The 23,496-nt window shown below is 63.1% G+C and carries 24 protein-coding genes and 1 pseudogene; 16 read left to right on the forward strand and 9 right to left on the reverse strand.

Features of this window, described 5'->3' with window-relative positions:
- Window positions 1-2 precede the first annotated feature (2 nt).
- The 7 genes from rpmA to rsfS all read left to right on the forward strand — a co-directional run bounded on the left by rpmA (window position 3) and on the right by rsfS (window position 5,884).
- Window positions 3-272 carry a 50S ribosomal protein L27 gene (gene rpmA / locus HMPREF9697_RS12185; protein WP_002717526.1) on the forward strand — a complete coding sequence of 90 codons (270 nt, stop codon included), beginning with the start codon at window positions 3-5 and terminating at the stop codon, window positions 270-272.
- A gap of 134 nt (window positions 273-406) precedes the next feature.
- Window positions 407-994 carry a GNAT family N-acetyltransferase gene (locus HMPREF9697_RS12190; RefSeq protein WP_002717527.1) on the forward strand — a complete coding sequence of 196 codons (588 nt, stop codon included), beginning with the start codon at window positions 407-409 and terminating at the stop codon, window positions 992-994.
- 64 nt (window positions 995-1,058) lie between these two features.
- Entirely contained in the window at window positions 1,059-2,132 is a 1,074-nt protein-coding gene (gene obgE / locus HMPREF9697_RS12195; RefSeq protein ID WP_002717528.1) for a GTPase ObgE, read from the forward strand.
- Window positions 2,133-2,180: 48 nt separating this feature from the next.
- Window positions 2,181-3,341: a glutamate 5-kinase gene (gene proB / locus HMPREF9697_RS12200; RefSeq protein WP_002717529.1), complete on the forward strand. Its 1,161-nt coding sequence runs from the start codon at window positions 2,181-2,183 to the stop codon at window positions 3,339-3,341.
- Between the two features lie 94 nt (window positions 3,342-3,435).
- Complete coding sequence (locus HMPREF9697_RS12205) at window positions 3,436-4,728, forward strand: glutamate-5-semialdehyde dehydrogenase (protein ID WP_040308256.1); 1,293 nt, start codon at window positions 3,436-3,438, stop codon at window positions 4,726-4,728.
- Entirely contained in the window at window positions 4,725-5,348 is a 624-nt protein-coding gene (locus HMPREF9697_RS12210) for a nicotinate-nucleotide adenylyltransferase (RefSeq protein ID WP_002717531.1), read from the forward strand. Before HMPREF9697_RS12205 ends, HMPREF9697_RS12210 begins: the two co-directional genes overlap by 4 nt.
- Before the next feature lie 179 nt (window positions 5,349-5,527).
- On the forward strand, window positions 5,528-5,884 hold the full coding sequence (gene rsfS, locus HMPREF9697_RS12215; RefSeq protein WP_172583929.1) for a ribosome silencing factor: 357 nt from the start codon (window positions 5,528-5,530) through the stop codon (window positions 5,882-5,884).
- 160 nt (window positions 5,885-6,044) lie between these two features.
- Here the strand turns inward: rsfS and HMPREF9697_RS12220 are convergent.
- Both HMPREF9697_RS12220 and HMPREF9697_RS20955 read right to left on the reverse strand, forming a co-directional pair.
- Window positions 6,045-6,476, reverse strand: a pseudogene (locus tag HMPREF9697_RS12220) (outer membrane protein); the annotation flags it as partial.
- 15 nt (window positions 6,477-6,491) lie between these two features.
- A complete protein-coding gene (locus HMPREF9697_RS20955) occupies window positions 6,492-6,764 on the reverse strand; it encodes a hypothetical protein (RefSeq protein WP_002717534.1) in 273 nt (90 codons plus the stop codon).
- A gap of 193 nt (window positions 6,765-6,957) precedes the next feature.
- Between HMPREF9697_RS20955 and HMPREF9697_RS20165 the strand changes: the two genes are divergently transcribed.
- The 7 genes from HMPREF9697_RS20165 to HMPREF9697_RS12255 all read left to right on the forward strand — a co-directional run bounded on the left by HMPREF9697_RS20165 (window position 6,958) and on the right by HMPREF9697_RS12255 (window position 13,585).
- Window positions 6,958-7,917: a helix-turn-helix domain-containing protein gene (locus HMPREF9697_RS20165; RefSeq protein ID WP_002717535.1), complete on the forward strand. Its 960-nt coding sequence runs from the start codon at window positions 6,958-6,960 to the stop codon at window positions 7,915-7,917.
- Between the two features lie 35 nt (window positions 7,918-7,952).
- Window positions 7,953-8,435: a 23S rRNA (pseudouridine(1915)-N(3))-methyltransferase RlmH gene (rlmH, locus tag HMPREF9697_RS12230; protein ID WP_002717536.1), complete on the forward strand. Its 483-nt coding sequence runs from the start codon at window positions 7,953-7,955 to the stop codon at window positions 8,433-8,435.
- 11 nt (window positions 8,436-8,446) lie between these two features.
- On the forward strand, window positions 8,447-9,778 hold the full coding sequence (locus HMPREF9697_RS12235; RefSeq protein ID WP_002717537.1) for a murein hydrolase activator EnvC family protein: 1,332 nt from the start codon (window positions 8,447-8,449) through the stop codon (window positions 9,776-9,778).
- Entirely contained in the window at window positions 9,775-11,127 is a 1,353-nt protein-coding gene (locus HMPREF9697_RS12240; RefSeq protein ID WP_002717538.1) for a S41 family peptidase, read from the forward strand. The genes HMPREF9697_RS12235 and HMPREF9697_RS12240 overlap by 4 nt, the downstream gene beginning before the upstream one ends.
- 91 nt (window positions 11,128-11,218) lie before the next feature.
- Window positions 11,219-11,773 carry a sugar O-acetyltransferase gene (locus HMPREF9697_RS12245; RefSeq protein ID WP_002717539.1) on the forward strand — a complete coding sequence of 185 codons (555 nt, stop codon included), beginning with the start codon at window positions 11,219-11,221 and terminating at the stop codon, window positions 11,771-11,773.
- 73 nt (window positions 11,774-11,846) lie between these two features.
- Window positions 11,847-13,022 (forward strand): divergent polysaccharide deacetylase family protein, encoded by a 1,176-nt coding sequence (locus tag HMPREF9697_RS12250; protein WP_002717540.1) that lies wholly within the window; start codon window positions 11,847-11,849, stop codon window positions 13,020-13,022.
- 62 nt (window positions 13,023-13,084) lie between these two features.
- Window positions 13,085-13,585, forward strand: a complete 501-nt coding sequence (locus HMPREF9697_RS12255; RefSeq protein ID WP_002717541.1) for an RNA pyrophosphohydrolase — start codon at window positions 13,085-13,087, stop codon at window positions 13,583-13,585.
- A gap of 99 nt (window positions 13,586-13,684) precedes the next feature.
- On the opposite strand, the gene HMPREF9697_RS12260 is transcribed toward HMPREF9697_RS12255, so the two are convergent.
- From HMPREF9697_RS12260 to HMPREF9697_RS12285, 6 genes are all read right to left on the reverse strand, one after another.
- Window positions 13,685-14,098, reverse strand: a complete 414-nt coding sequence (locus tag HMPREF9697_RS12260; protein WP_002717542.1) for a F0F1 ATP synthase subunit epsilon — start codon at window positions 14,096-14,098, stop codon at window positions 13,685-13,687.
- A gap of 5 nt (window positions 14,099-14,103) precedes the next feature.
- Complete coding sequence (gene atpD, locus HMPREF9697_RS12265; RefSeq protein ID WP_002717543.1) at window positions 14,104-15,534, reverse strand: F0F1 ATP synthase subunit beta; 1,431 nt, start codon at window positions 15,532-15,534, stop codon at window positions 14,104-14,106.
- A 21-nt stretch (window positions 15,535-15,555) separates the two neighbouring features.
- Window positions 15,556-15,960 carry an organic hydroperoxide resistance protein gene (locus HMPREF9697_RS12270; RefSeq protein ID WP_002717544.1) on the reverse strand — a complete coding sequence of 135 codons (405 nt, stop codon included), beginning with the start codon at window positions 15,958-15,960 and terminating at the stop codon, window positions 15,556-15,558.
- Window positions 15,961-15,971: 11 nt separating this feature from the next.
- Window positions 15,972-16,853 carry a F0F1 ATP synthase subunit gamma gene (locus HMPREF9697_RS12275; protein WP_002717545.1) on the reverse strand — a complete coding sequence of 294 codons (882 nt, stop codon included), beginning with the start codon at window positions 16,851-16,853 and terminating at the stop codon, window positions 15,972-15,974.
- A gap of 98 nt (window positions 16,854-16,951) precedes the next feature.
- Entirely contained in the window at window positions 16,952-18,484 is a 1,533-nt protein-coding gene (gene atpA / locus HMPREF9697_RS12280; protein ID WP_002717546.1) for a F0F1 ATP synthase subunit alpha, read from the reverse strand.
- The gene (locus HMPREF9697_RS12285; protein WP_040308258.1) at window positions 18,484-19,044 is read right to left on the reverse strand and encodes a F0F1 ATP synthase subunit delta; all 561 of its coding nucleotides are present in this window, start codon (window positions 19,042-19,044) and stop codon (window positions 18,484-18,486) included. The genes atpA and HMPREF9697_RS12285 overlap by 1 nt, the downstream gene beginning before the upstream one ends.
- Window positions 19,045-19,660: 616 nt before the next feature.
- Between HMPREF9697_RS12285 and HMPREF9697_RS12290 the strand changes: the two genes are divergently transcribed.
- Window positions 19,661-20,128 carry a septal ring lytic transglycosylase RlpA family protein gene (locus HMPREF9697_RS12290; RefSeq protein WP_002717548.1) on the forward strand — a complete coding sequence of 156 codons (468 nt, stop codon included), beginning with the start codon at window positions 19,661-19,663 and terminating at the stop codon, window positions 20,126-20,128.
- A 75-nt stretch (window positions 20,129-20,203) separates the two neighbouring features.
- On the opposite strand, the gene HMPREF9697_RS12295 is transcribed toward HMPREF9697_RS12290, so the two are convergent.
- Complete coding sequence (locus HMPREF9697_RS12295) at window positions 20,204-22,378, reverse strand: primosomal protein N' (protein WP_002717549.1); 2,175 nt, start codon at window positions 22,376-22,378, stop codon at window positions 20,204-20,206.
- A 145-nt stretch (window positions 22,379-22,523) separates the two neighbouring features.
- Between HMPREF9697_RS12295 and HMPREF9697_RS12300 the strand changes: the two genes are divergently transcribed.
- The gene (locus HMPREF9697_RS12300; RefSeq protein ID WP_002717550.1) at window positions 22,524-23,489 is read left to right on the forward strand and encodes a tyrosine recombinase XerC; all 966 of its coding nucleotides are present in this window, start codon (window positions 22,524-22,526) and stop codon (window positions 23,487-23,489) included.
- Window positions 23,490-23,496 lie beyond the last annotated feature (7 nt).

Raw genomic sequence — 23,496 nt, forward strand, 5'->3', positions numbered from 1 at the left:
CCATGGCTCACAAAAAGGCAGGCGGTTCATCCCGCAACGGACGTGACTCGGCTGGCAAGCGTCTTGGCATCAAGGCGTTCGGCGGCGAGATCGTGATTCCGGGCAACATTATTGCGCGCCAGCGCGGCACCACCTGGCATCCGGGTGCGAACGTCGGCATGGGCACCGACCACACCCTCTTCGCCAAGGCTGAAGGCCGCGTGGAATTCCGCGCCAAAGCCAACGGCCGTACCTTCGTCTCCGTAGTCCCGGTGGCGGAAGCGGCTGAATAGACGGCAGAAAATTCTGTTCTGCCGGTCCTCGTTGATCCGGCAGAGCACGTAAAGGCTCTCAAGGGGAGACGGGAAACCGGCCTCCCCTTTCACTTTTCCGGCCGCTGGGGAACGGCCTGCAAAAGGAGCGAGCCATGCTACAGGAACATCCCACACTGCCTTTGCGGGAGCTGAGAACCGTCGTCCTCGAGACGGCACGACTGGTTCTGCGCCAGCCGACCCTCGCGGACGTAAAAGCCATCGCGCGCATCGTCGCCGACAAGCGCGTGGCCATGAACCTGCGTCGCGTGCCGCATCCCTATACGCTGGATGATGCCGCGCAGTTCGTTTCGTCCGTCGTTGCAGCCGATGGCATGACATTTCTGATCGAGCACAAGGGCGCAGCCATCGGGCTTGCAAGCCTGACATGGGAGCGGCAGGACGCCCCGGAGCTCGGCTATTGTTTCGCCGTGGAGCATTGGGGCAAGGGTTTCGGCACCGAGGCCGCCCGCGCGCTGATCGATTTCGCGTTCGAGGAGTTCGCCATCGACGAGGTCCGCTCCGGGGCCCGCGTGGTGAATCCGGCCTCGCGCCACGTGCTGGAGAAGTGCGGCTTCCAGTGGACGGGCGTCGAACTGCATCGCTTCCTGGCGCTCGGCTCGTCCACCCCGGTGGACCGTTTCCGGCTGGAGCGGGCGGTGTGGTCGTCGCTCCGGAGTTGGGGTACGTCCCGGCGATATTAACGAGACCATACGACGGGCATGTCCGGCGGTTGTCGGACGTGCCCGTTCGCGTTACGGGTAAGCTATGAAATTCCTCGACGAGGCCAAGGTCTACATCCGCTCCGGCGACGGAGGGAACGGCTGCGTCGCGTTCCGCCGCGAGAAGTTTATCGAATATGGCGGGCCGAACGGCGGCAATGGCGGCCGCGGCGGCGACGTGATCATCGAGGCGGTCGACGGCCTTAACACCCTGATCGACTACCGCTACCAGCAGCACTTCAAGGCCCAGAAGGGCGGCCATGGCATGGGCTCGGACCGCCATGGCGCGGGCGGCAAGGACATCGTGCTGAAGGTGCCGGTCGGCACGCAGGTGTTCGACGAGGATCGCGAAACGCTCTTGTATGATTTCACCAAGCTCGGCGAGAAATTCGTAATCGCCGAGGGGGGCAATGGCGGCTTCGGCAACGCGCACTTCAAGAGCTCCACCAATCGCGCGCCGCGCCACGCCAATCCCGGACAGCCCGGCGAGGAACGCTGGATCTGGCTGCGCATGAAGCTGATCGCCGACGCCGGTCTCGTCGGACTGCCGAACGCCGGCAAGTCGACCTTCCTTTCCGTCGTTAGCGCCGCGAAGCCCAAGATCGCCGACTATCCGTTCACCACGCTGCATCCGCAGCTCGGCGTCGTGCATATCGACGGTCGCGAATTCGTGCTCGCCGACATTCCAGGCCTGATCGAGGGCGCGCATGAAGGCACCGGCCTCGGCGACCGCTTTCTCGGCCATGTCGAGCGTTGCCGCGTGCTACTCCATCTCGTCGATGCCACCTGCGAGCATGCAGGCAAGGCGTACAAGATCGTGCGCAATGAACTCGCCGCCTACGAACATGACCTCACCGACAAGGTCGAGATCGTCGCGCTAAACAAGATCGATGCGGTGACGCCCGAACAGCTTAAAGAACAGAAGGCGCGGCTGAAGCGTGCCGCGAAGCAGACGCCGATGCTTGTCTCCGGCGTCTCCCGCCAAGGCGTGCCGGAAATCCTGCGCGCGCTCGCTGACGTCATCAGCGAAGCGCCTGTTTCGTCCAAGGCGAAGGGCGTGCCGCCAAGCGAGGGCGAAGCCGAGCCACCAGCGACCGGCTGGTCGCCGCTCTCGAATTGAATCTGATTTTGCTACGTCGAAAAAAGTTTTTTCATGTCGCGCTCAAAGATGCACCCCCGGCTGAATGATTTTCGCCGCATCGTCATCAAGGTCGGCTCCTCGCTCCTGATCGACGCTGCACGCGGCGAAGTAAAAAGCACGTGGCTTGCCGCGCTCGCCGCCGACATCGCCAAGCTGCATCATGCGGGCAAGGACGTGCTTGTCGTCTCGTCCGGTTCGATCGCGCTCGGCCGCTCGCGGCTGAAGCTGCCGTCGGGTACGCTGAAGCTCGAGGAAAGTCAGGCCGCCGCGGCCGTCGGTCAGATCGCACTCGCACGTATCTGGTCCGAGGTGCTCGACCATCACGGCATCGGCGCGGGACAGATCCTCGTCACGCTGCAGGACACGGAAGAGCGCCGCCGCTATCTCAACGCGCGTTCCACCATCTCGAAACTTTTGGAATGGCGCGCGGTGCCGGTCATCAACGAGAACGACACGGTCGCCACCAGCGAAATCCGCTACGGCGACAACGACCGTCTTGCCGCCCGCGTCGCCACCATGACGAGCTCAGATCTTCTGATCCTGCTGTCCGACATCGACGGACTTTACACCGCGCCGCCCGGCGCCAATCCGAACGCGAAACTCATTCCAGTCGTCGAATCCGTCACCGCCGACATCGAGGCAATGGCCGGCGCGGCCGAGTCTGAGCTGTCGCGTGGCGGCATGCGCACCAAGATCGAGGCCGCGAAAATCGCGACGTCCGCAGGCACCCACATGCTGATCGCCTCCGGCAAGATCGAGCACCCGCTGCAGGCGATCATCGACGGCGGCAAGTGCACGTGGTTTCTCACGCCCGCCAATCCCGTCACGGCGCGCAAGCGCTGGATCGCGGGATCGCTGGAGCCGAAGGGCGTGCTCGTGATCGACGCCGGTGCGGTGAAGGCGCTCTACGCCGGACGCAGCCTTCTGGCCGCAGGCGTCACGCGCATCGAGGGCACATTCGCCCGCGGCGATGCCGTGCTGGTACGCGGCCCCGACGGCCACGAGATCGGCCGCGGGCTTGTCGCCTACGGCGCCGACAATGCCGAACGCATCAAGGGAAAATCCTCGGCGGAGGCGTCCAGGATTCTAGGCCTCGCAGGCCGCCCCGAAATGATCCACCGCGACGATCTCGTCGTCTCTCACCGGCATGATGTCGAAACGATCGAATCCGGACCGGAGGGCCCGTGAAGCGGCCTCACTCAGCCATTGGCCGAGTGGCGGCAACCTCCCCGCACTCCTATTTCTATGCTAGTGCATGGACCTGACGATCCGGATCAAGACAATGAATGCTCCGCTGAAAGCCGTTGACGACACAACCGACCTGCCCGCGCTGATGTCCGCTCTTGCGGAACAGGCACGCGCGGCAGCAAAGGTCCTGGCGCTCGCGCCCGCGGAACAGAAGAACGCGGCGCTCGCCGCGATGGCCGACGCTCTGCGCGCCTCCGCGCCTTCCCTGCTGGCCGCCAATGCGGAAGACGTGAAGGAAGCTCGCGCATCGGGCGCGACGGAGTCCTTTGTCGATCGCCTCGCGCTAACCGACGCTCGCATCGAGGCAATGGCGGCGGGACTCGATATCGTGCGTAACCTCGACGATCCGGTCGGCAAGGTCACCGAGAAATGGACCCGCCCCAATGGCATGACCATCGAACGCGTGCGCGTCCCGCTCGGTGTCGTCGCCGTGATCTTTGAGAGCCGCCCGAACGTGCTGGCGGATGCTGGCGCGCTGTGCCTGAAGTCCGGCAACGCCGTGATCCTGCGCGGCGGCTCCGATAGTTTCCGCTCCTGTCAGGCGATCCATGCCTGCCTCGTCGACGGATTGCGCAAGGCCGGACTGCCGGAAGGCGCGATCACGCTGGTACCGACGCGCGACCGCGCCGCTGTCGGTCTGCTGCTTTCCGGTCTCGACGGCCGCATCGACGTGATCGTGCCGCGCGGCGGCAAGAGCCTCGTCGCGCGTGTCGAGGCCGAGGCGCGCGTGCCGGTGTTCGCGCACCTCGACGGCAACAACCACGTCTTCATCGACAAGGCGGCCTCACTCGACATGGCCAAGACCATCGTGCTCAACGCCAAGATGCGCCGCCCCGGCGTGTGCGGCGCGGCCGAAACACTGCTCATCGACAAGGCCGCAGCGCCTGCGCAACTCAAGCCGCTGGTCGGGATGCTGATCGACGCCGGCTGCGAGGTTCGCGGTGACGCCGAAGTGCAGCACGCCGATCCGCGCGCGAAGCCCGTGGCGGAGGAAGACTGGGCGACCGAATACGAGGCCCCCATCATCGCAGCCAAGGTGGTCAACGGATTGAGCGAGGCGATCGCCCACATCGAGAAATACTCCTCGCACCATACCGACGCGATCGTCACCGACGATGCGCAGGCGGCGGCGCGTTTCCTCAACGAGGTCGATTCGGCCATCGTGCTGCATAACGCCTCGACGCAGTTCGCCGACGGCGGCGAGTTCGGCTTCGGCGCCGAGATCGGGATCGCCACCGGCAAGTTTCATGCGCGCGGGCCGGTCGGCGTCGAGCAACTCACCTCATTCAAATATCGTGTCCACGGCACGGGGCAGACGCGCCCGTGAACCACACACAGGCGCTGCGCGAAGCGATCCCGCCCTACACCGACGGCATGCGCATCGGCCTGCTCGGCGGCTCGTTCAATCCGCCGCATCAGGCGCACCGCGACATTACGCTGTTCGCGATGAAACGGCTCGGCCTCGACCGGGTGTGGTGGCTGGTGACGCCCGGCAATCCGCTGAAGGATCGCGCGCCGCACGGGCTCGCGCAGCGCATGGAGGCGGCGCGCCACCTCGCGCATCATCCGCGCATCGACGTAAGCTGTCTCGAATCCGTCATCGGCACCCGATACACTCTCGACACCATTGAGTTCCTGCGCAGGCGTTGTGCGGCCGTGCGCTTCGTCTGGATCATGGGAGCGGACAATCTGGCGCAATTCCACCGCTGGAAAGGCTGGCGCACCATCGCCGATCTGGTTCCGATGGCCGTGATCGACCGGCCACCCGACAGCTTCGGCGCGTTATCCTCGCCTGCAGCACAAGCCCTGATGCAGCATCGCATTCCCGAACGCGACGCCGGGCAACTCGCCGCCATGGAGCCGCCAGCCTGGATGTTCCTGACCGGCATGAAATCGCCGCTGTCCTCGACCACACTGCGGAACCCGGACGGGAGCTGGAAGACGTGACGCAAACAACACAGTGTAACGGTTGCGCGAAGCTGGACGATTGAAAGCTTTAACCCCACATGAGTAGAGTAGGCCTGCGGACATCGGAAGATTCGATGCCCGCGATACAGTGAAAGGAGTGGTCCCTGACCGCATCTGCATTGTCCCGGACGGAAGCAAAGTCTCCGTCCATTGCTGTCCTGAAGGCGCGTCCTGACGCCGACGAGACACTTCACCTGATCCTCTCCCGTCTTGATGACATGAAGGCGGAAGAAACGGTCACCATCGACCTGCGCGGCAAGTCCTCCATCACCGACTACATGGTCGTCACCACCGGACGGGTGAACCGTCACGTCGGTGCGATCGCGGAGAATGTCGCCAAAGGATTGAAGGAGAGCGGGATCGAAGCGCCGCACATCGAGGGGCTCGCCAATTGCGATTGGGTGCTGATCGATTCCGGCGACGTAATCGTTCACGTTTTCCGGCCGGAGGTTCGCGAGTTCTACAATCTCGAAAAGATGTGGACCTCGGAGAAACCGGCGAAGAAGGCACGCTGAAACCGGCGAGACTTCGCTGGCGCGTATGGAGCGATGTTGCCCGTCATGCGCGGGGATACCTTCTTCGCGCTCTTGAGAACGGGCGGTTCACGGCACATCCGATATAGTTTCAATAAAGAGACGGCCTGTCCGGCCGCCTCTTTATTAGCTTTGAAGCCTGTCAGCGGCCAAAGTGATAATTGACGCCGAGCCGAACAAGGTCGCCGGTGTTCTTGATGCTGAAAGCCGACGAGGTATTCGCCAGTATGACCGTTTTGCTGCCCATGTCGTAATGCAGGTATTCGGCCTTCACCGACCACTGGTTTGCAAACGCGTATTCCCAACCACCGCCGAGCGTCCATCCAGCCTGCGTCCCGGTCGGCGGGCTGATGAAATTGCTGAAGCTTACAACCTGGCTGTTGAAGTCACCCCACGCGGCGCCGCCTGTCACGTAGAACAGATTGACGCCCGATGCGAAGCCGAACCTGCCGCGAAGCGTCGCAATGTAACTGCTGTTAGTGGTGATGAAGGTATCGAGGTCTCCCGCATTGTAGAGGCCTGTACCTTTCAATCTCAATGAACCGATGTCGCCTTCGACACCAGCCATCCAGCTGCCGAACTGATAGGTCTATCCGGCCTGACCGCCGCCATTGAAGGATGATGGGCTGGTCGAGAATTGCCCTCCGATTTGGTACCACGGCACACCGCTGTAATCCGGCAGGTCGGTCGCCTGGGTTTTAGCCCAACCGTAGCCTACGTAACCGCCAGCATAAAACCCGCTCCAGTCGTAAACCGAGGGGGCGAGGGCCTTATAGGAAGGCCCCCGGGCGGGCAAATCCGCCGCATGCGCGGCCCCACAGGTGAATGCAATCGCAAGTCCGGCAAGAATTCTTTTCGACACGACCTATTCTCTCCGATTCCAAATCGGAGAAGATGGTAGCGGCCGGCGAAGCAGCGCTCTTGGACTGGGCGCGACCGGACCTGGACTGGACGCGCATCTTCCCTCTTTTTGAACCGGCTGTTACATCAAAGCGACATATATCGTAGCGGGATTTTTTTGAGATCTTTTAAGAACACAGCCTGTCAGGTCGGCAATGCAACATATCGTTTTCAACTCGACGGAATTGCCCGGCGACGAAAGCTTGCGCAAAAATCAATGGATCGAACAGCTCTCCTCGGGCTATGTGCGTTTGAATGCAGATCCGGTGAAGGATACTCCGTTCTGCGGTGAACTGCGGATAGCCGCGTTGAAACAGGTGGCTGTCGGAACGATTGAGGGGACCGTCGAGGCCGTCCGGAGAACGGCGCGGGAAATTGCACTGGAGGATACCGACAACCTTGTCCTTTTGTGCAATGCCGGCGAGACGCCGATGCGTATCACGCAAAACGGCGCGGCGGTTGATCTGTCCAAAGGCGGGTCGGTTCTGATCGAGCAATCACGACCGTCAGCGATCATCACCCCGCACGGGAAATGCCGTCTGCTTGCACTTCAGGCTCCCCGCTCATGGTTACGCGCGCGTCTGCCGGCCATCGAGACCCAAGTCATGACGCCAATCATCCGTTATTCAGCGGCACTCGGTCTCGCGCAAGCTTACGCGAATGCATTGCTGCAGAGTAGCAGCGCCTCTCCAGGCCTCATCGCAACTTATGCGCCGGACCACATTGCCGACCTGATGGCGGCAGCCATCGCGCAGGATCATCCTGAAACGGGCAAGGCAGGCGTGCGCGCCGCACGGCTTCGTGCTCTCAAGGACGATATCGCCATCTATCTGGGATCGCGGTCCCTGTCCGCCTCTGACCTTGCGTCACGGCACGGCATCTCTGTGGCTTACGTGCGCAAGCTGTTTTCCACGAGCGGGACGAGCTTCAGCGACTTCGTGCTCGCCGAGCGGCTCGGTCGCACCTACCGCATGCTGCGCGATCCCCGCTTCGCTTCGCGTCCGATCAGCGCCATCGCCTATGAGGTCGGCTTCAGCGATCTTTCTTATTTCAACCGTACGTTTCGCAGGCGCTACAACGCGACACCTTCCGACGTCCGGGCGGGTGCGCGCTGATTCCAGAATGCGCGGGGCCATGATAAGACCACGCCATGCGTCTTCTTGTCATTGCCATTGGCCGCCTCAAGCAGGGTCCAGAACGCGAGCTTGCCGAGCGTTACCGCGAGCGCTTCGAGGGCCTCGGGCGCAAGCTCGGCTTCCGCGGCCTCGACATCCATGAAATCCCCGAAAGCCGCCACGCCGACGCCACAGGACGCATCGCCGAGGAAGCTCAGGCCATCGCCGCCCATATCCCCGACGGCGCGATGGTGATGGCGCTCGACGAGCGCGGCGACAATCTCGACAGCGCCACCATCGCCCGCCATCTTGAGCGCTGGCGCGACGATTCGGTGCCGTGTGCGGTGTTCCTGATCGGCGGCGCGGACGGGCTGTCCGCGGATTTGAGCCGCCGCGCCAAGGTCCGTCTCGCCTTCGGCAAGTCGACATGGCCGCATCAGATCGTGCGTATCCTGCTCCTGGAGCAGATCTACCGGGCCGGGACGATCCTGTCCGGTCACCCGTATCACCGGGCCTGACGGAGACCAGTTTGATTTTCGGCGCGCGCATATCGTCCAGTCACTCGCGGCTTTGCTGCTGCCTTGCGCTGGCCGCGTGCCTCGGAGCGACAAGCGCACTTGCCCAGACACAAGCGCCTCCCTCGCCGCCTGATCAGGCGACACTCGATCAACGCAATCAGGAACTGGAAGCGCTGCGCGCCAAGCAGAAGGAGGCGGCCGAGGCGCAGCAGCGTCTGAAGGACGAGATCGCCGCGATCGGACAGGATCGCACCAAGCTCAATCAACAACTGATCGACACCGCCGCGCGCATCCGTACCATCGAGACCAACATCAGCGACACCGAAGGCCGTATCCGCCCGCTCGACGCACGCGAGGCGGAGATCAGGCTGTCGCTCGAGACGCGGCGAGACCGAATCGGCGAAGTGCTCGCAGCGCTGCAGCGCGCCGGACGGCGTGCGCCGCCAGCCCTTCTGGTGACGCCGGAGGATTCGCTGCAATCGCTGCATGCCGCGATGCTGCTCGGCGCGACCGTGCCGGAAATGCGCGCCCGCGCACTCAAACTCGCGAGCGATCTCGGCGAACTCATCCAGGTCCGCAAAAACATTGCGGAAGAACGCGACCGTCTTTCAGACGAACGCGACAAGCTGAAAACCGACAACACCCGTTTGGCTGCGCTCGTCGACGAGCGGCAGAAGAAGCAGTCGGATGTCGAGCGCGACATGGAGGCGGAAAAGAGCCGCGCGGCAACGCTCGCCAAGGAGGCCGGCAGTCTTCAGGACCTGATTGCCAAAATGGAACAGGACATCAAGAGCGCCGCCAAGGCGGCCGCTGCCGCAGAATTGAAAGGAACTCCGCCTTCCGTCAACGGAAAGCCTAATTTGCGCGGCATGCAGGACCCAGCGCGCCTCAGTCCGGCGATCGCCTTTGCTGCGGCAAAGGGATTGTTGCCTCTTCCGGTCAATGGCACGAAGATTCGCGGTTACGGCGGGCCAGACGGCAATGGCGGGCAGGAAAAGGGCATTTCAATCGCAACGCGCCCCGGCGCCCAGGTCACAACCCCGTGTGATGGGTGGGTGGTTTATGCCGGGCCGTTCCGGAGCTATGGACAACTCTTGATCCTCAATGCGGGCGGCGGGTATCATATCCTGATCGCCGGAATGGACCGTATTTCGGTCAATATTGGCCAGTTTGTACTCACGGGGGAGCCGGTGGCGACGATGGGATCACAGTCTCAGGTCGCCTCTATTCTGGCAGCGCCATCGAGCCAGCCCGTACTCTATATCGAGTTCCGTAAGGACGGGACCCCGATCGATCCAGGCCCATGGTGGGCCGCAAAGGAAGGCGAAAAGGTTCGCGGATGATGCGCAAGACTTCTCTGATTCTTCTCAGCGCCGCAGCCGGCGCTGCCGCGACTCTTCTGGTAACCCAGCCCCGCGCTTCGCTGATGGGCACATCGGCCCGCGCAGCAGCAGCCGATACCTACCGCCAGCTCAATTTGTTCGGCGACGTATTCGACCGCGTTCGCAGCGACTATGTGGAAAAGCCGGACGACAAGAAGCTGATCGAGAGCGCCATCAGCGGCATGCTGACCGGCCTCGACCCACATTCCAGCTACATGGATGCGAAGAGCTTCAAGGACATGCAGGTGCAGACCCGCGGTGAATTCGGCGGGCTCGGCATCGAAGTCACGATGGAAGACGGCCTCATCAAGGTGGTGTCGCCGATCGACGATACCCCGGCCTCGAAGGCAGGCATCCTCGCCAACGACATCATCACCAATCTCGACGATGAAGCCGTGCAGGGCCTCACCCTCAATCAGGCCGTCGACAAGATGCGTGGTCCGGTCAATACCAAGATCAAGCTGAAGATCGTCCGCAAGGGCGTGGACAAGCCGATCGAAGTGACGCTGACGCGTGACAACATCCGCGTTCGCGCGGTACGCGCGAAGGTGGAGGACGGCGATATCGCCTACATCCGCATCACCTCCTTCAATGAGCAGACCACCGAAGGTCTCAAGAAGGAGATGGCCAATCTTCAGCAGCAGATCGGCACCGACAAGTTGAAGGGCTACATCCTCGACCTGCGCAACAACCCCGGTGGCTTGCTCGAGGAAGCCGTTTCGGTCTCCAATGCGTTCCTCAATCGCGGCGAGATCGTCTCGACGCGCGGCCGCAACGCCGAGGAAACCCAGCGCCGCGTCGCCAAGCCGGGCGGTGATCTCGCCAAGGGCAAGCCGGTTGTCGTGCTGATCAACGGCGGCTCCGCCTCCGCGTCCGAAATCGTCGCTGGAGCGTTGCAGGATCAGAAGCGCTCGACCACGATCGGCACGCGTTCGTTCGGCAAGGGCTCGGTCCAAACCATCATCCCGCTCGGCTCGGGCAACGGCGCGCTGCGCCTCACCACCGCGCGCTACTTCACGCCCTCGGGTAAATCGATCCAGGCCAAGGGCATCATCCCCGACATCGAAGTGATGCAGGACGTGCCGGACGAGCTGAAGTCCAAGACCGACACCAAGGGCGAGGCCTCGCTGCGGGGCCACCTCAAGGCCGACGGTCAGGAAGAGACCGGTTCGCAATCCTACGTGCCGCCGGACGAGAAGAACGACAAGGCGCTGCACACCGCCATCGACCTGCTCCACGGCATCAAGCACAACGCCGCCAACACGACGCCTCCGGCGACATCCGGAGACAAGGACAAGGCGGCGAACTGAAGCTTTCGCCTCGCGATTTGAAAAAGGCGGCCCCTGCGGCCGCCTTTTTTATTGTCCCGTTTCTATCCTCATGCCCACCCCCGGAGACACCATGACAAGCGAAAAGCAGAAGATGATCGCCGGCGAATTGTATCTGCCGAACGATCCCGAGATTCAGGCCGACATCGCAGCGAACCAGATCTGGCTCGCGCGTTACAACGCGATGCTCGGCAAATCCTCTGCCGAGCGGCTTCCTGTACTGCGCGAACAGATCACGGCAGGTGATTTTTGCGACCTGCGGCCGCCGTTTCATTGCGACTACGGCTTCAACATTCGCCTGGGGACCGGCGTGTTCATGAACTTCAACTGCGTCATCCTCGATGTCACCCACGTCACCATCGGCAACCGCACCCAGATCGGACCGGCAGTCCAGATTTATGCCGCCGACCATCCACGCGATCCGGTCCAGCGCCGCGAGGGCTTCGAGTTCGCCCGGCCGGTCACCATCGGTTCCGATGTCTGGATCGGTGGGGGCGCCATCATCCTGCCCGGCATCACCATCGGCGATAACGCCATCATCGGTGCTGGCAGCGTGGTGACCCGCGACGTTGCCTCCGGCGCCACAGTCGTCGGCAATCCGGCGCGAACGGCGGCCCGGCCGGCCTAAAGGCCGCTGCCGGGCAAGGTTATCCCATTCTCTCATGGTAGGATTCGGCGGATGATTCGCGGGATCCCCTGTCGTGACCGATGACCTGAGTGCGCCGTTGGGGCAGAACGCGCCGCGCAAGCGCCGCTTTCGCCTGCCCTTTACCGCGCCGCAGGCGATCGCCACAGTTTGCGGCCTGTTTCTGCTAACATTCCTGGGCTTTGCGCTCTTCGGGCGGGACCCGATGGGCGGTGAGCCGGTCGTCGTCGCGAAATATGACCCGGCCAAGCTGCCGGGGGCCGTCCAGTCCACGATTCCTCCCGCCGCTCCGGCTGCGCCCGCAGCACCCAGCGGCCAGAGGACCGTCACCATCATCTACGGCTCGAGCGGCGAGCGGCGCGAAATGAAGGTCGGTGACGACGGCGCGCCCACGAACACCGATGCTGATGCGCCTGTGATGATGAGCGGCATCAACCAGCGCCTTCTGGAAAATTCACGCTACGGCATGGTGCCGGTCGCGGCGGATGGGCTGAAACCGTGGCGGGTCTATGCCTCGGGGACCGATCTGCAGCGCGCCCGCTCCGCTGCCATGCCGACGATCTCCATCGTGATTGGCGGGCTCGGTGTCGGCGCGGCCAAGACCAACGATGCCATCGTGAAGCTGCCACCCGCAGTGACGCTCGCCTTCACACCCTACGGCTCCGATCCCGGCAAGCTCGTCGAGCGCGCCCGCGCCCGCAAGCACGAAGTGCTGCTGCAGCTTCCGATGGAGCCTTACGACTATCCGGACAACGATCCCGGCCCGCAGACGCTGCTCGCGACCGCGGGGCCCGAGCAAAACGTCGACCGGCTGATGTGGCTGATGAGCCGCTTCCAGGGGTATGTCGGGTTCGCGAACTTCATGGGCTCGCGCTTCCTCGTCACCGACCCCGCACTACAGCCGATCATGCAGCAGGCGGCAAGGCGCGGTCTCGCCTGGCTCGACGATGGCAGCGTGCCGCGGAGCCTCGCCGGACAGCTCGCCACCGCGCAGGGCGTGCCCGCCGCGACGGCGGATGTGGTGGTCGATCAGGTTCCGACCAGCGCCGAGATCGACAAGAGCCTCATGAAGCTCGAGACGCTGGCACGCGAGCGCGGCAGCGCTGTCGGCATGGCATCCGCATTGCCGATTTCGATCGAGCGGATCGGCACATGGTCGCAGCGGCTGGAGAGCCGGGGCATCCTGCTGGTGCCGTTGACAACCACCCTGATGAAATCAAAATCAAGCTAACCCCCGGATTTCGCGCGCCGTTGCGCGGCGATCCGGTCACGGAACCAACTGAGGTCTGCACGATGTCGCGTTACGATGATCTGCCCTACCGGAGTTGCGTCGGCATGATGCTGCTCAACCCGAAGGGGCTGGTCTTTATCGGCCGGCGGGCCGGCGGACCTGAGCATGTCGATCAGTCTCACGTCTGGCAGATGCCGCAAGGCGGCATCGATCCCGGCGAAGATCACTGGGAAGCCGCGCGCCGCGAACTTTTCGAGGAGACCAATGCGCGCTCGGTGGAAAAGCTCGCCGAGGCACCGGACTGGCTGACCTACGACATTCCACGCACCATCGCAGGGCGCGCGTGGAAAGGCCGCTTCCGCGGACAGCGGCAGAAGTGGTTCGCGATCCGCTTCACCGGCCAGGACAGCGAGATCAACGTCGTTTCACCCGCCGGGCACAAACCGGAGTTCATCGATTGGCGCTGGGAGCCGATGGAGAATCTTCCCGACCTCGTCGTGCCATTCAAACGCCCGGTCTATGAGCGGGTTGTGCAGGAATTCTCGCGCTTCGCCGGGAAGTGAGCGCCTGAGCAAGTATCGCTCTACGCGCGGCATGGCCAGAACACCAAATGAAAAAAGCCCCGCAAAAGCGGGGCTTCTTAATTTTCAAAACAGGAAGTCTCAGTGCATCCCGGTCGAGGTGATGCGCTGCTGGATGATCTTGAAGTGGTCGAGCCGCGAGATCGCGCGATCGAGCGCGTTGCCCGGCTCTGTATCCTTCAGGTTTTCTTCCATCTCCTCGATCTGCTTGGCGAATGCCGCACGGTCGAGTTCGGCAAGCGAGGTCGCGGTGTCGGCCAGCACAGTGAGTCCCTTGTCAGAGACTTCAGCGAGGCCGCCGAGCACGATGATCTTTTCCTGCTTGCCACCGACGGTCACCACGAGGATGCCAGGACGGACACTTGCGACCAGCGGCGAATGACCCGCCAGCACGCCGAAGTCACCCTCGACGCCCGGAACGTCGACCTGCTCAACTTCACCGGAGAAAGCGATCTTCTCCGGCGAAACGAGGTCGAAGTGGAAGTTGTTGGCCATCGCGATTACGCCGCTTCCGCTGCGAGCTTCTTGCCCTTCTCGACGGCTTCTTCAATGGTGCCGACCATGTAGAAGGCCGCTTCCGGCAGGTGATCGTACTTGCCTTCGCAAAGGCCCTTGAAGCCCTTGATGGTGTCGGCGAGCTCGACGAACTTGCCCGGCGAGCCGGTGAAGATTTCAGCGACGTGGAACGGCTGCGACAGGAAGCGCTCGATCTTGCGGGCGCGGGCGACCGCGATCTTGTCGTCTTCCGACAACTCGTCCATGCCGAGAATGGCGATGATGTCCTGCAGCGCCTTGTAGCGCTGAAGGATCTGCTGCACCTGACGGGCCACCGCGTAATGCTCGTCACCGACAACCAGCGGCGACAGCATGCGCGAGGTCGAGTCGAGCGGGTCCACCGCCGGGTAGATGCCCTTTTCGGCGATCGAACGGTTGAGCGTCGTCGTCGCGTCCAAGTGGGCGAACGACGTCGCAGGCGCCGGGTCGGTCAAGTCGTCGGCCGGAACGTAAATCGCCTGGATCGAGGTGATCGAGCCCTTGGTCGTGGTGGTGATGCGCTCCTGCAGCGCGCCCATGTCGGTCGCGAGCGTCGGCTGATAACCCACCGCCGAAGGAATACGGCCGAGCAGCGCCGACACTTCCGAACCCGCCTGCGTGAAGCGGAAGATGTTGTCGACGAAGAACAGCACGTCCTGGCCCTTGTCGCGGAAGTCTTCCGCGATGGTGAGGCCGGAGAGAGCGACACGCGCGCGGGCGCCCGGCGGCTCATTCATCTGGCCGTACACGAGAGCGCACTTCGAGCCTTCGCCGCCACCCTTCTTGTTCACGCCAGATTCGATGAACTCGTGATAGAGGTCGTTACCTTCGCGGGTACGCTCGCCAACGCCGGCGAACACGGAGTAACCACCGTGGGCCTTCGCGACGTTGTTGATCAGTTCCTGAATGAGCACGGTCTTGCCAACGCCCGCGCCGCCGAACAGGCCGATCTTGCCGCCCTTCGCATACGGAGCCAGCAGGTCGACGACCTTGATGCCGGTGACGAGAATTTCAGCCTCAGTCGACTGGTCGGTGTAGCTCGGCGCTTCCTGATGGATCGCACGGGTACCGTCCGCCTTGACCGGACCACCTTCGTCGACCGGCTCACCGATGACGTTGATGATGCGACCGAGCGTGCCCTCACCGACCGGCACCTTGATCGGCGAGCCGGTGTCGGTGACTTCCTGACCGCGCACCAGACCCTCGGTGGTGTCCATCGCGATCGCGCGCACGGTGGATTCACCGAGATGCTGCGCGACTTCGAGAACGAGGCGGTTGCCCTGGTTCTTGGTTTCGATCGCATTGAGGATCGCCGGCAGATAGCCGTCGAACTGCACGTCGACGACGGCGCCGATGACCTGCGTGATGCGTCCGACCTGGTTGGCGGGTTGGGCCATGGAAACTCTCTCCTTGATAACTTAGACGGCGGTCAGCTTGACGGGCACGTTGCCCTTGGTCGCCTTCGAATACGGACAAATCGTGTGAGCATCTTCGATCAGGGCCTGAAGCTTGGCCTTGTCGGCGCCCGGCAGGGCGACTTTCAGTTCAGCGGCGAGCGAGAACGCGCCGTCGTTGACGTTGAGGGTGACATCGCAGGTCACCTTGGCAGCCTGGCCATCAAGACCGTGCTTCTTGGCGAGCACGAGAATGGCCTGACCGAAACAGGCCGACCAGCCGAGCGCGAACAGCTGCTCCGGGTTATGACCGTCGCCGTTGCCGCCGAGTTCCTTGGGGAGCGCCATCGCCAGAGCGAGGCCGCCATTGTCGAGAACGGCGCGGCCGTTGCGTCCACCCGAAGTCGTTGCCTTGGTCGAATAAGACATTTCGCTTCTCCTCAGACTGCTTCAGCACCGGAGATGATTTCGATCAGTTCCTTCGTAATCATCGCCTGGCGGGTGCGGTTGTAGATCAGGGTCTGCTTGCGGATCATCTCACCCGCGTTGCGGGTCGCGTTGTCCATCGCGCTCATCTGCGCGCCATAGAACGACGCGTTGTTTTCGAGGAGCGCGCGGAAAATCTGGATCGCGAGGTTGCGCGGCAGAAGGTCGGCGAGAATCTCGTTCTCCTCCGGCTCGTAGTCGTAAACGGCGGAAGCCGACGTGGTCGCGTCTTCCTTGGCTTCGACCACCAGCGGAATGACCTGCTGCGCGGTCGGCACCTGCGCGATCACCGACTTGAACTGCGCATAGAACAGCGTGCAGACATCGAATTCGCCGGCGTCGAACATCGTGACGACCTTCTTGGCGATCTCCTCGGCGTTCTTGTAGCCGAGCACCTTCACGGAGCGCAGCTCCATGTGGCCGACGATGTTCTTTTCGAACTGGCGGCGGAGCTGCTCGTAGCCCTTGCGGCCAACGCAGAAAATCTTGACCTCTTTGCCCTGGTTCATCAGCGCCAGCGCACGTTCGCGCGCCAGGCGCACGATCGAGGAGTTGAACGCGCCCGACAGGCCGCGCTCGCCGGTGCAGACCAGCAGAAGCTGAACCTGATCGCGGCCGGTGCCGGTCAGCAGCAGCGGCGCGCTGTCGGAACCCGCCGCAGCGCCGGCGATGTTGGAGATCACCGCATCCATGCGCTCGGCATAGGGCCGCGCGGCTTCGGCCGCGGTCTGCGCACGGCGCAGCTTCGAGGCCGCGACCATCTGCATGGCCTTGGTGATCTTCTGCGTCGCCTTGGTCGAGGCGATGCGGACACGCATGTCCTTGAGCGAAGCCATTCTCTCTATTTCACTCCGACAATCAGATCATCGATCCGATCGTTAAGACGTCCTGCCACTTCAAAGAATGGCCGGGACGAGCCCGGCCATGATGGTATTTACGCGAACGACTTGGCGAAGCCGTCCACCACGCTCTTGAGCTTGGCGGCGGAGTCGTCGGACAGATCCTTCGAGTCGCGGATCGCGTTGAGAAGATCGACGTGCTTGCCACGCAGCAGCGACAACAGGCCGTCCTCGAACGCGCGCACCTTGTTGAGCGGCAGCGCATCGAGATAGCCGTTGGTGCCGGCCCAGATCACGGCGACCTGCTCTTCCATCTTCAGCGGCGAGAACTGCGGCTGCTTCAGGAGTTCGGTCAAGCGCGAACCGCGGTTGAGCAGGCGCTGGGTCGAGGCGTCGAGGTCGGAGCCGAACTGCGCGAACGCCGCCATTTCGCGGTACTGCGCGAGCTCGCCCTTGATCTTGCCAGCGACCTTCTTCATCGCCTTGGTCTGCGCGGCGGAGCCGACGCGCGACACCGACAGGCCGACGTTCACCGCCGGGCGGATGCCCTGGAAGAACAGGTCGGTTTCCAGGAAGATCTGGCCGTCGGTGATCGAGATCACGTTGGTCGGAATGTAGGCCGACACGTCGTTCGCCTGCGTCTCAATAACCGGCAGCGCGGTCAGCGAGCCATTGCCGTGATCGTCGTTCAGCTTCGCCGAACGCTCGAGCAGGCGGGAGTGCAGGTAGAACACGTCGCCTGGATAGGCTTCGCGGCCCGGCGGGCGGCGCAGCAGCAGCGACATCTGACGGTAGGCGACGGCCTGCTTGGAGAGGTCGTCATAGATGATGACGGCGTGCATGCCGTTGTCGCGGAAGTACTCGCCCATGGTGCAGCCGGTGAACGGCGCGAGGTACTGCATCGGTGCCGGGTCCGAAGCGGTCGCGGCGACGACGATGGAATATTCCAGCGCGCCCTGCTCCTCGAGCACCTTCACGAACTGCGCAACGGTGGAGCGCTTCTGGCCGACCGCGACGTAGACGCAGTAGAGCTTCTGGCTCTCCGGAGCACCCGCAGCGTTGAGCGGCTTCTGGTTGAGGATGGTGTCGAGCGCGATCGCGGTCTTGCCGGTCTGACGGTCACCGATGATCAGCTCGCGCTGGCCGCGGCCGACGGGGATCAGAGCGTCAACCGCCTTGAGGCCGGTCGCCATCGGCTCGTTGACCGACTTGCGCGGAATAATGCCGGGCGCCTTGACGTCGACGCGCTTGCGCTCAGACGCCTGGATCGGGCCCTTGCCGTCGATCGGGTTGCCGAGCGCGTCGACGACGCGGCCAAGCAGACCCTTGCCGACCGGGGTGTCCACGATGGCGCGGGTGCGCTTGACGGTCTGGCCTTCCTTGATCTCGCGGTCGGCGCCGAAAATAACGATACCGACGTTGTCGCTTTCAAGGTTCAGCGCCATGCCGCGCGTGCCGTTCTCGAACTCGACCATTTCGCCCGCCTGGACGTTGTCGAGACCGTAGACGCGGGCAATGCCGTCGCCAACGGAGAGAACCTGACCCACCTCGGAAACTTCAGCGTCCTGGCCGAAATTCTTGATCTGGTCCTTGAGGATTGCGGAAATTTCCGCGGCGCGGATGTCCATCAGCCTGCCTCTTTCATCGCGTGCTTGATCGAATTGAGTTTGGTGCGAAGCGAACTATCGACCATGCGGCTGCCGAGCTTGACGATAAGCCCGCCGATGATCGAGGGATCGACATTCACGTTGAGATCGACGTCCTTGCCTGTCACTGACTTCAGCGAAGCCTTCAGCGCGTCGAGATTCTTGTCGTTGAGCGGTTCGGCGACGGTGACGTCGGCCGTGGCTTCACCACGGAATTTCGCCACCAGCACGCGGAATGCGCGGATCACGTCATTCACCGCGAACAGGCGGCGATTGGCGGTCAAAACCTTCAGGAAGTTGGCGGCGATGCCGGTGATACCCGCCTTGGCGAGCACCGCGTCGAGCGCCTTGCCCTGCTCTTGCGCCGTGAAAACCGGGCTGCGGACAAGCCGCACCAGATCTTCATTTTCGGCGAGCAGGCCGGCGAATTTGTCGACATCGGCCCGCACCGAATCGATGGATTTCTGGTCCCGGGCCAGTTCGAACAGGGCGGTCGCGTACCGTCCGGCCACGCCTGAAACTGAGGTATCGTCAGTAGCCACGAAATGCTCTCTGCTGTTGAAGACCCAAGAAAAATCCATCGCGATTTGAACAGGCGCCATGAATTCGCGCCGAGCGATGTAAGTCCTTGAGATTCAAGCTGGACTTCGATTTCCGGCCGAACCGATATGTTCAGCATCGTGAAAACGCGGGCTTGCTAACATAGGGCGCTGGCAGGCGCAATATGACCATAACTACCAGTCGAAAATCGAAGGTCGCAGATGCCTGCCGTTCCGGAAACTGATCCGCCCGACTGTCGCAGATCGTGAGACCTTCGAAGCGGTCGCCATGCGCAGCGTCCCGCCTGCCTCATGACGATATGCAAAATGACAGGAACTGAGACGTCCGCGCCCATTCGCCGTTTACTGTGCGGGGCCCAACCCTAACCTTCGTTATTAAGTATAGATGAGTATATTATTATCTGAACTTTATATAACTTCAGTATTCAACAGCTCATCGCAGGTTCCGCCACGTTCTCTCCCAATATGCGAAGGGGTACGGAACTTGATAAACGCCCTGTTTATGCCTCATTGATCGAAGAACCAGCCCCGAACCGAGCAACGGCAATCTTTCTATAGCCTGCTCGTCGGATGGATAGACAGGCATAAGGACGATTGAATGTTGAAGACTTCAGGGAAGGCGCAGCGCGCAGCCTCTACAATTCGGAATACCTCGCTGGCCGCTTTCTCGGTGATTTGTGTTCTCGGCCTCAGCACCCAGGCGAGCGAAGCTCGCAGCCACAAGAAGTCCTGGCGCGAAGCCAATGCTTCTCTTGATGTTCCTGTTTCCAGCGGCCATAGCCACGGCCGCAGTTTTTCGGGGATAGCTTCCTACTACGGCAACGAATCCGGCAGCCGCACCGCTTCCGGCCAGCGTTTCAACCAGAACGCCATGACCGCCGCCCACCGCACCCTGCCCTTCGGCACGCGCCTCAAGGTCACCCATGGCGGCCGCAGCGTCGTCGTCACCGTCAACGATCGCGGCCCGTTCATCCGCGGCCGCGTGCTCGATCTCTCCAAGGGTGCCGCGCATGCCATCGGCCTGACCGGCCGCGGCGTCGGCCGAGTGGTCGCAGAAGTTCAGTAAGCGTTGCGTCTGCGTAAAGTAAGTTGAGTATGAGTGATGAGAGCCGGCGCAAATGCCGGCTCTTTCATTTTGAGCTTACAAAAAGCTCTGCGGATCGACATCGACTTCCAGGGTGAGACTGCCCTTGGTCTTCGGCGCTTCCGCAAGCCACGCGCGCAGATATCCCGACAGATCGAAGCCGCGCGACGATTTGACCAGAAGACGAAAGCGGTAGCGCCCCTTGATGACGGCAAGCGGCGCCTCCGCAGGTCCCAGCACCACGACATGCTCGTCGCGCGGCGCGAGGCCCGCGAGTTTGCGCGCAAAGCCTTCCGCATCCGGCCGGTTCGCCGCCGAGACGATCAGCGCCGCGAGCCGTCCGAACGGCGGATAAGCGGCGCGTTCGCGCGCTTCAATCTCGCTGTCGTAGAACGCCTCGCGATTCGAGGCGATCAGCGCCTTCATCACCGGATGTTCGGGCTGGTGCGTCTGCAGATAGCCGACACCGCGCCCCTGCTCGCGCCCGGCGCGCCCGATCACCTGATTGAGCAACTGGAACGTCCGTTCGGCGGCGCGCGGATCGCCGTTGCCGAGACCGAGATCGGCATCGATCACGCCGACGAGATTCAGACGCGGGAAATTATGTCCCTTCGCCACGAGCTGCGTGCCGATGATGATGTCGACGCGGCCTTCCGCAATCTCGTTGAGTTCCGCGCGCATCGTCTCGATCGAGGTGATGAGATCGCTCGACAGGATCATGGTGCGCGCATCGGGAAAGAGATTCGCAGCCTCTTCCTGCAACCGCTCCACGCCGGGGCCAATCGCGGCGAGCGATTCCTCGGCACCGCATTGCGGGCACAGATGCGGACGCGGCATCGAGAAGCCGCAGTGATGGCAGACGAGACGCTGGCGGAAGCGATGATCGACCAGCCACGCGTCGCAGATGTTGCATGAGAAGCGGTGGCCGCAGGCGCGGCACAGCGTCAGCGGCGCATAGCCGCGGCGGTTGAGAAACAGCAACGCCTGTTCCTTGCGTTCCACCGCGAATTTCACCGCTTCCGCGAGTGGCGGCGAGATGAAGCGCCCGCGCGAAGGCCCTTCGCGCTTGAGATCGATGGCCTCGATATGCGGCATGTGCTGACCGCCGAAACGCGACGGCAGTGCGATGCGCCGATAGCGCCCGGTGCGCGCGTTTACCTCTGTCTCGACCGACGGCGTCGCTGACGCCAGCACCACCGGGATCTTCGCGATGTGTCCGCGCACCACCGCCATATCGCGGGCGTGATAATGCGCACCGTCGCTTTGCTTGTAAGCTTGGTCGTGTTCCTCATCGACCACGATCAGCCCGAGATCGGCATAAGGCAGGAACAGCGCCGACCGTGCGCCGACCACGATCTGCGCTTCGCCGTTCGCGACCGCGAGCCAGTTGCGCGCGCGGGTACGCGGCGTCAGTTCGGAATGCCATTCGACCGGCCGCACGCCAAAGCGCAGTGCGAAGCGTTCGAGGAACTGCCCCGTCAGTGCGATTTCCGGCATCAGGATCAGCGCCTGCCGTCCCTTGCGGATGATCTCGGCGACCGCCTCGAAATACACTTCGGTCTTGCCGGATCCGGTGACACCGTCGATCAGCGCGACCGCAAATCCATCATGCGCGGCGAGTTCGCGCATCTGCTCCGCCGCGACCTTTTGTTCCGGCGAAAAATCAGGCTCGGCGAATGACGGGTCCGGCGGCTGCATCGGCTTTTCGCGCGGCATCGGCTCGATCGCGAGTGTGCCTTCATCGACAAGCCCGTCGATGACCGAAGCGCTGACGCCCGCCTCCTGCGCGGCTTCGGATTTTGCGCGCAGCAATCCATCCGAGAGCAAATCGAGCGCGCGGGCCCGCGCCGCCGTCATCCGCGCAGGCGGCGCGCCCACAAGCCGCACGCCGAGGCGCACGCGCTCGGGACCGAGATGCTCGCCCATGCGCAGCGTCATCCGCGCCACCATGCCGCGAGATGCCAGCGTGTAATTCGAGACCCAATCGACGAAGCGACGCAGCTCCTCGCGCAACGGCGGCACGTCGAGCTTGCCGCTCACGTCCTTCAGCCGGTTGTGCAGGCGGGGATCCAGGCTGGGATTGTCCGCCCAGACGACGGCTGTGACCTCGCGTGCAGCGAGAGGAACCGTCACGACATCGCCGACCGAAAGGTTGAGATCGTCCGGCACGGCGTAGGAATAGGTCTGGTTCAACGCCACTGGGACGAGGACGTCGACAACTCGTCTGGGCATGAGAGCATCCGGCGTGGCGATTTAAGAAAGGATAAACGGCCCGGTGTGAGTATCGCAACCGCGCGGCGGCCGCCAATCCTTCGGGATCGAGGCATTGCCGTGATCCCGGCGAGCGATTCTCGCCTCTATTTATACGTCAGGCGGCATGCCCAAACCAAAACGCGCGACCGAGACGATCCTGCCCGCCGGTGCCGACATTCAAGCCGAGGCGGCGCGCTGGCTCGCGCATCTCAAGATCGAACGGCGGCTGTCGCCGAAGACGCTGGAAGCCTATGAGCGCGATTTGCGTCAGTGCCTGACCTTCCTCGCGGAGCATTGGGGCAAACCTGTTTCGCTCAAGGCCTTCGCCGCCATTGAGGCGACCGATATCCGTGCCTTCATGGCCTCGCGCCGCTCCGACGATATCGGCGGCCGCTCGCTCATGCGCGCGCTCGCGGGCCTGCGCTCGTTCGGGCGGTTTCTCGAACGCGAAGGCAAGGGCAAGGTCGGCGCGCTGTCGGCGATCCGCGCGCCGAAGATTTCCAAGAGCCTGCCGAAACCGCTCGCCGTCTCCGCCGCGCGCAATCTGACGGAGACCGACATCCGCGCGGGTGAAGACCGCCCGCCGTGGATCTGGGCGCGTGACGCCGCCGTGATGGCACTGCTGTACGGCTCCGGCCTGCGCATTTCCGAGGCGCTCGGGCTAAATCGGCGCGACATTCCCGAACCGGGGCGCGGCGATGTCATTACAGTGACGGGTAAAGGCAACAAGACGCGGATGGTGCCGGTGCTGCAGAGCGTGCTGGAAGCCGTGCAGGATTATATCGCCCAGTGCCCCTATCCGCTCGCGCCCGAAAAGCCCGTCTTTGTCGGTGCTCGCGGCGGGCCACTGTCACCCCGCATTATTCAATTGACGATGGCGCGGCTGCGCGGCGCGCTCGGCCTGCCCGACAGCGCCACCCCACACGCGTTGCGCCATTCCTTCGCAACCCATCTTTTATCGCGTGGCGGCGACCTGCGCGCTATTCAGGAATTGCTCGGCCACGCTTCACTGTCGACCACCCAGATTTATACCGGGATCGACGCCGAACGGCTGATGGATGTCTATCAAAGCGCCCACCCCCGCGCGTAGGCGGCCC

The sequence above is a fragment of the Afipia felis ATCC 53690 genome, assembly GCF_000314735.2.
GTDB classification, from domain to species: Bacteria; Pseudomonadota; Alphaproteobacteria; order Rhizobiales; family Xanthobacteraceae; genus Afipia; species Afipia felis.

What these genes read in the sequence shown, in the direction of transcription:
- HMPREF9697_RS12255 (WP_002717541.1), top strand. Translation starts at nt 13,085, where the DNA reads ATGTCGCGTTACGATGATCTGCCCTACCGGAGTTGCGTCGGCATGATG.
- HMPREF9697_RS12240 (WP_002717538.1), top strand. Translation starts at nt 9,775, where the DNA reads ATGATGCGCAAGACTTCTCTGATTCTTCTCAGCGCCGCAGCCGGCGCT.
- rlmH (WP_002717536.1), top strand. Translation starts at nt 7,953, where the DNA reads ATGCGTCTTCTTGTCATTGCCATTGGCCGCCTCAAGCAGGGTCCAGAA.
- HMPREF9697_RS12205 (WP_040308256.1), top strand. Translation starts at nt 3,436, where the DNA reads ATGAATGCTCCGCTGAAAGCCGTTGACGACACAACCGACCTGCCCGCG.
- rpmA (WP_002717526.1), top strand. Translation starts at nt 3, where the DNA reads ATGGCTCACAAAAAGGCAGGCGGTTCATCCCGCAACGGACGTGACTCG.
- atpD (WP_002717543.1), bottom strand. Translation starts at nt 15,534, where the DNA reads ATGGCCCAACCCGCCAACCAGGTCGGACGCATCACGCAGGTCATCGGC.
- obgE (WP_002717528.1), top strand. Translation starts at nt 1,059, where the DNA reads ATGAAATTCCTCGACGAGGCCAAGGTCTACATCCGCTCCGGCGACGGA.
- HMPREF9697_RS20165 (WP_002717535.1), top strand. Translation starts at nt 6,958, where the DNA reads ATGCAACATATCGTTTTCAACTCGACGGAATTGCCCGGCGACGAAAGC.
- HMPREF9697_RS12245 (WP_002717539.1), top strand. Translation starts at nt 11,219, where the DNA reads ATGACAAGCGAAAAGCAGAAGATGATCGCCGGCGAATTGTATCTGCCG.
- HMPREF9697_RS12275 (WP_002717545.1), bottom strand. Translation starts at nt 16,853, where the DNA reads ATGGCTTCGCTCAAGGACATGCGTGTCCGCATCGCCTCGACCAAGGCG.
- proB (WP_002717529.1), top strand. Translation starts at nt 2,181, where the DNA reads ATGCACCCCCGGCTGAATGATTTTCGCCGCATCGTCATCAAGGTCGGC.
- HMPREF9697_RS12300 (WP_002717550.1), top strand. Translation starts at nt 22,524, where the DNA reads ATGCCCAAACCAAAACGCGCGACCGAGACGATCCTGCCCGCCGGTGCC.
- HMPREF9697_RS12295 (WP_002717549.1), bottom strand. Translation starts at nt 22,378, where the DNA reads ATGCCCAGACGAGTTGTCGACGTCCTCGTCCCAGTGGCGTTGAACCAG.
- HMPREF9697_RS12290 (WP_002717548.1), top strand. Translation starts at nt 19,661, where the DNA reads ATGTTGAAGACTTCAGGGAAGGCGCAGCGCGCAGCCTCTACAATTCGG.
- HMPREF9697_RS12260 (WP_002717542.1), bottom strand. Translation starts at nt 14,098, where the DNA reads ATGGCCAACAACTTCCACTTCGACCTCGTTTCGCCGGAGAAGATCGCT.
- HMPREF9697_RS12190 (WP_002717527.1), top strand. Translation starts at nt 407, where the DNA reads ATGCTACAGGAACATCCCACACTGCCTTTGCGGGAGCTGAGAACCGTC.
- HMPREF9697_RS12270 (WP_002717544.1), bottom strand. Translation starts at nt 15,960, where the DNA reads ATGTCTTATTCGACCAAGGCAACGACTTCGGGTGGACGCAACGGCCGC.
- atpA (WP_002717546.1), bottom strand. Translation starts at nt 18,484, where the DNA reads ATGGACATCCGCGCCGCGGAAATTTCCGCAATCCTCAAGGACCAGATC.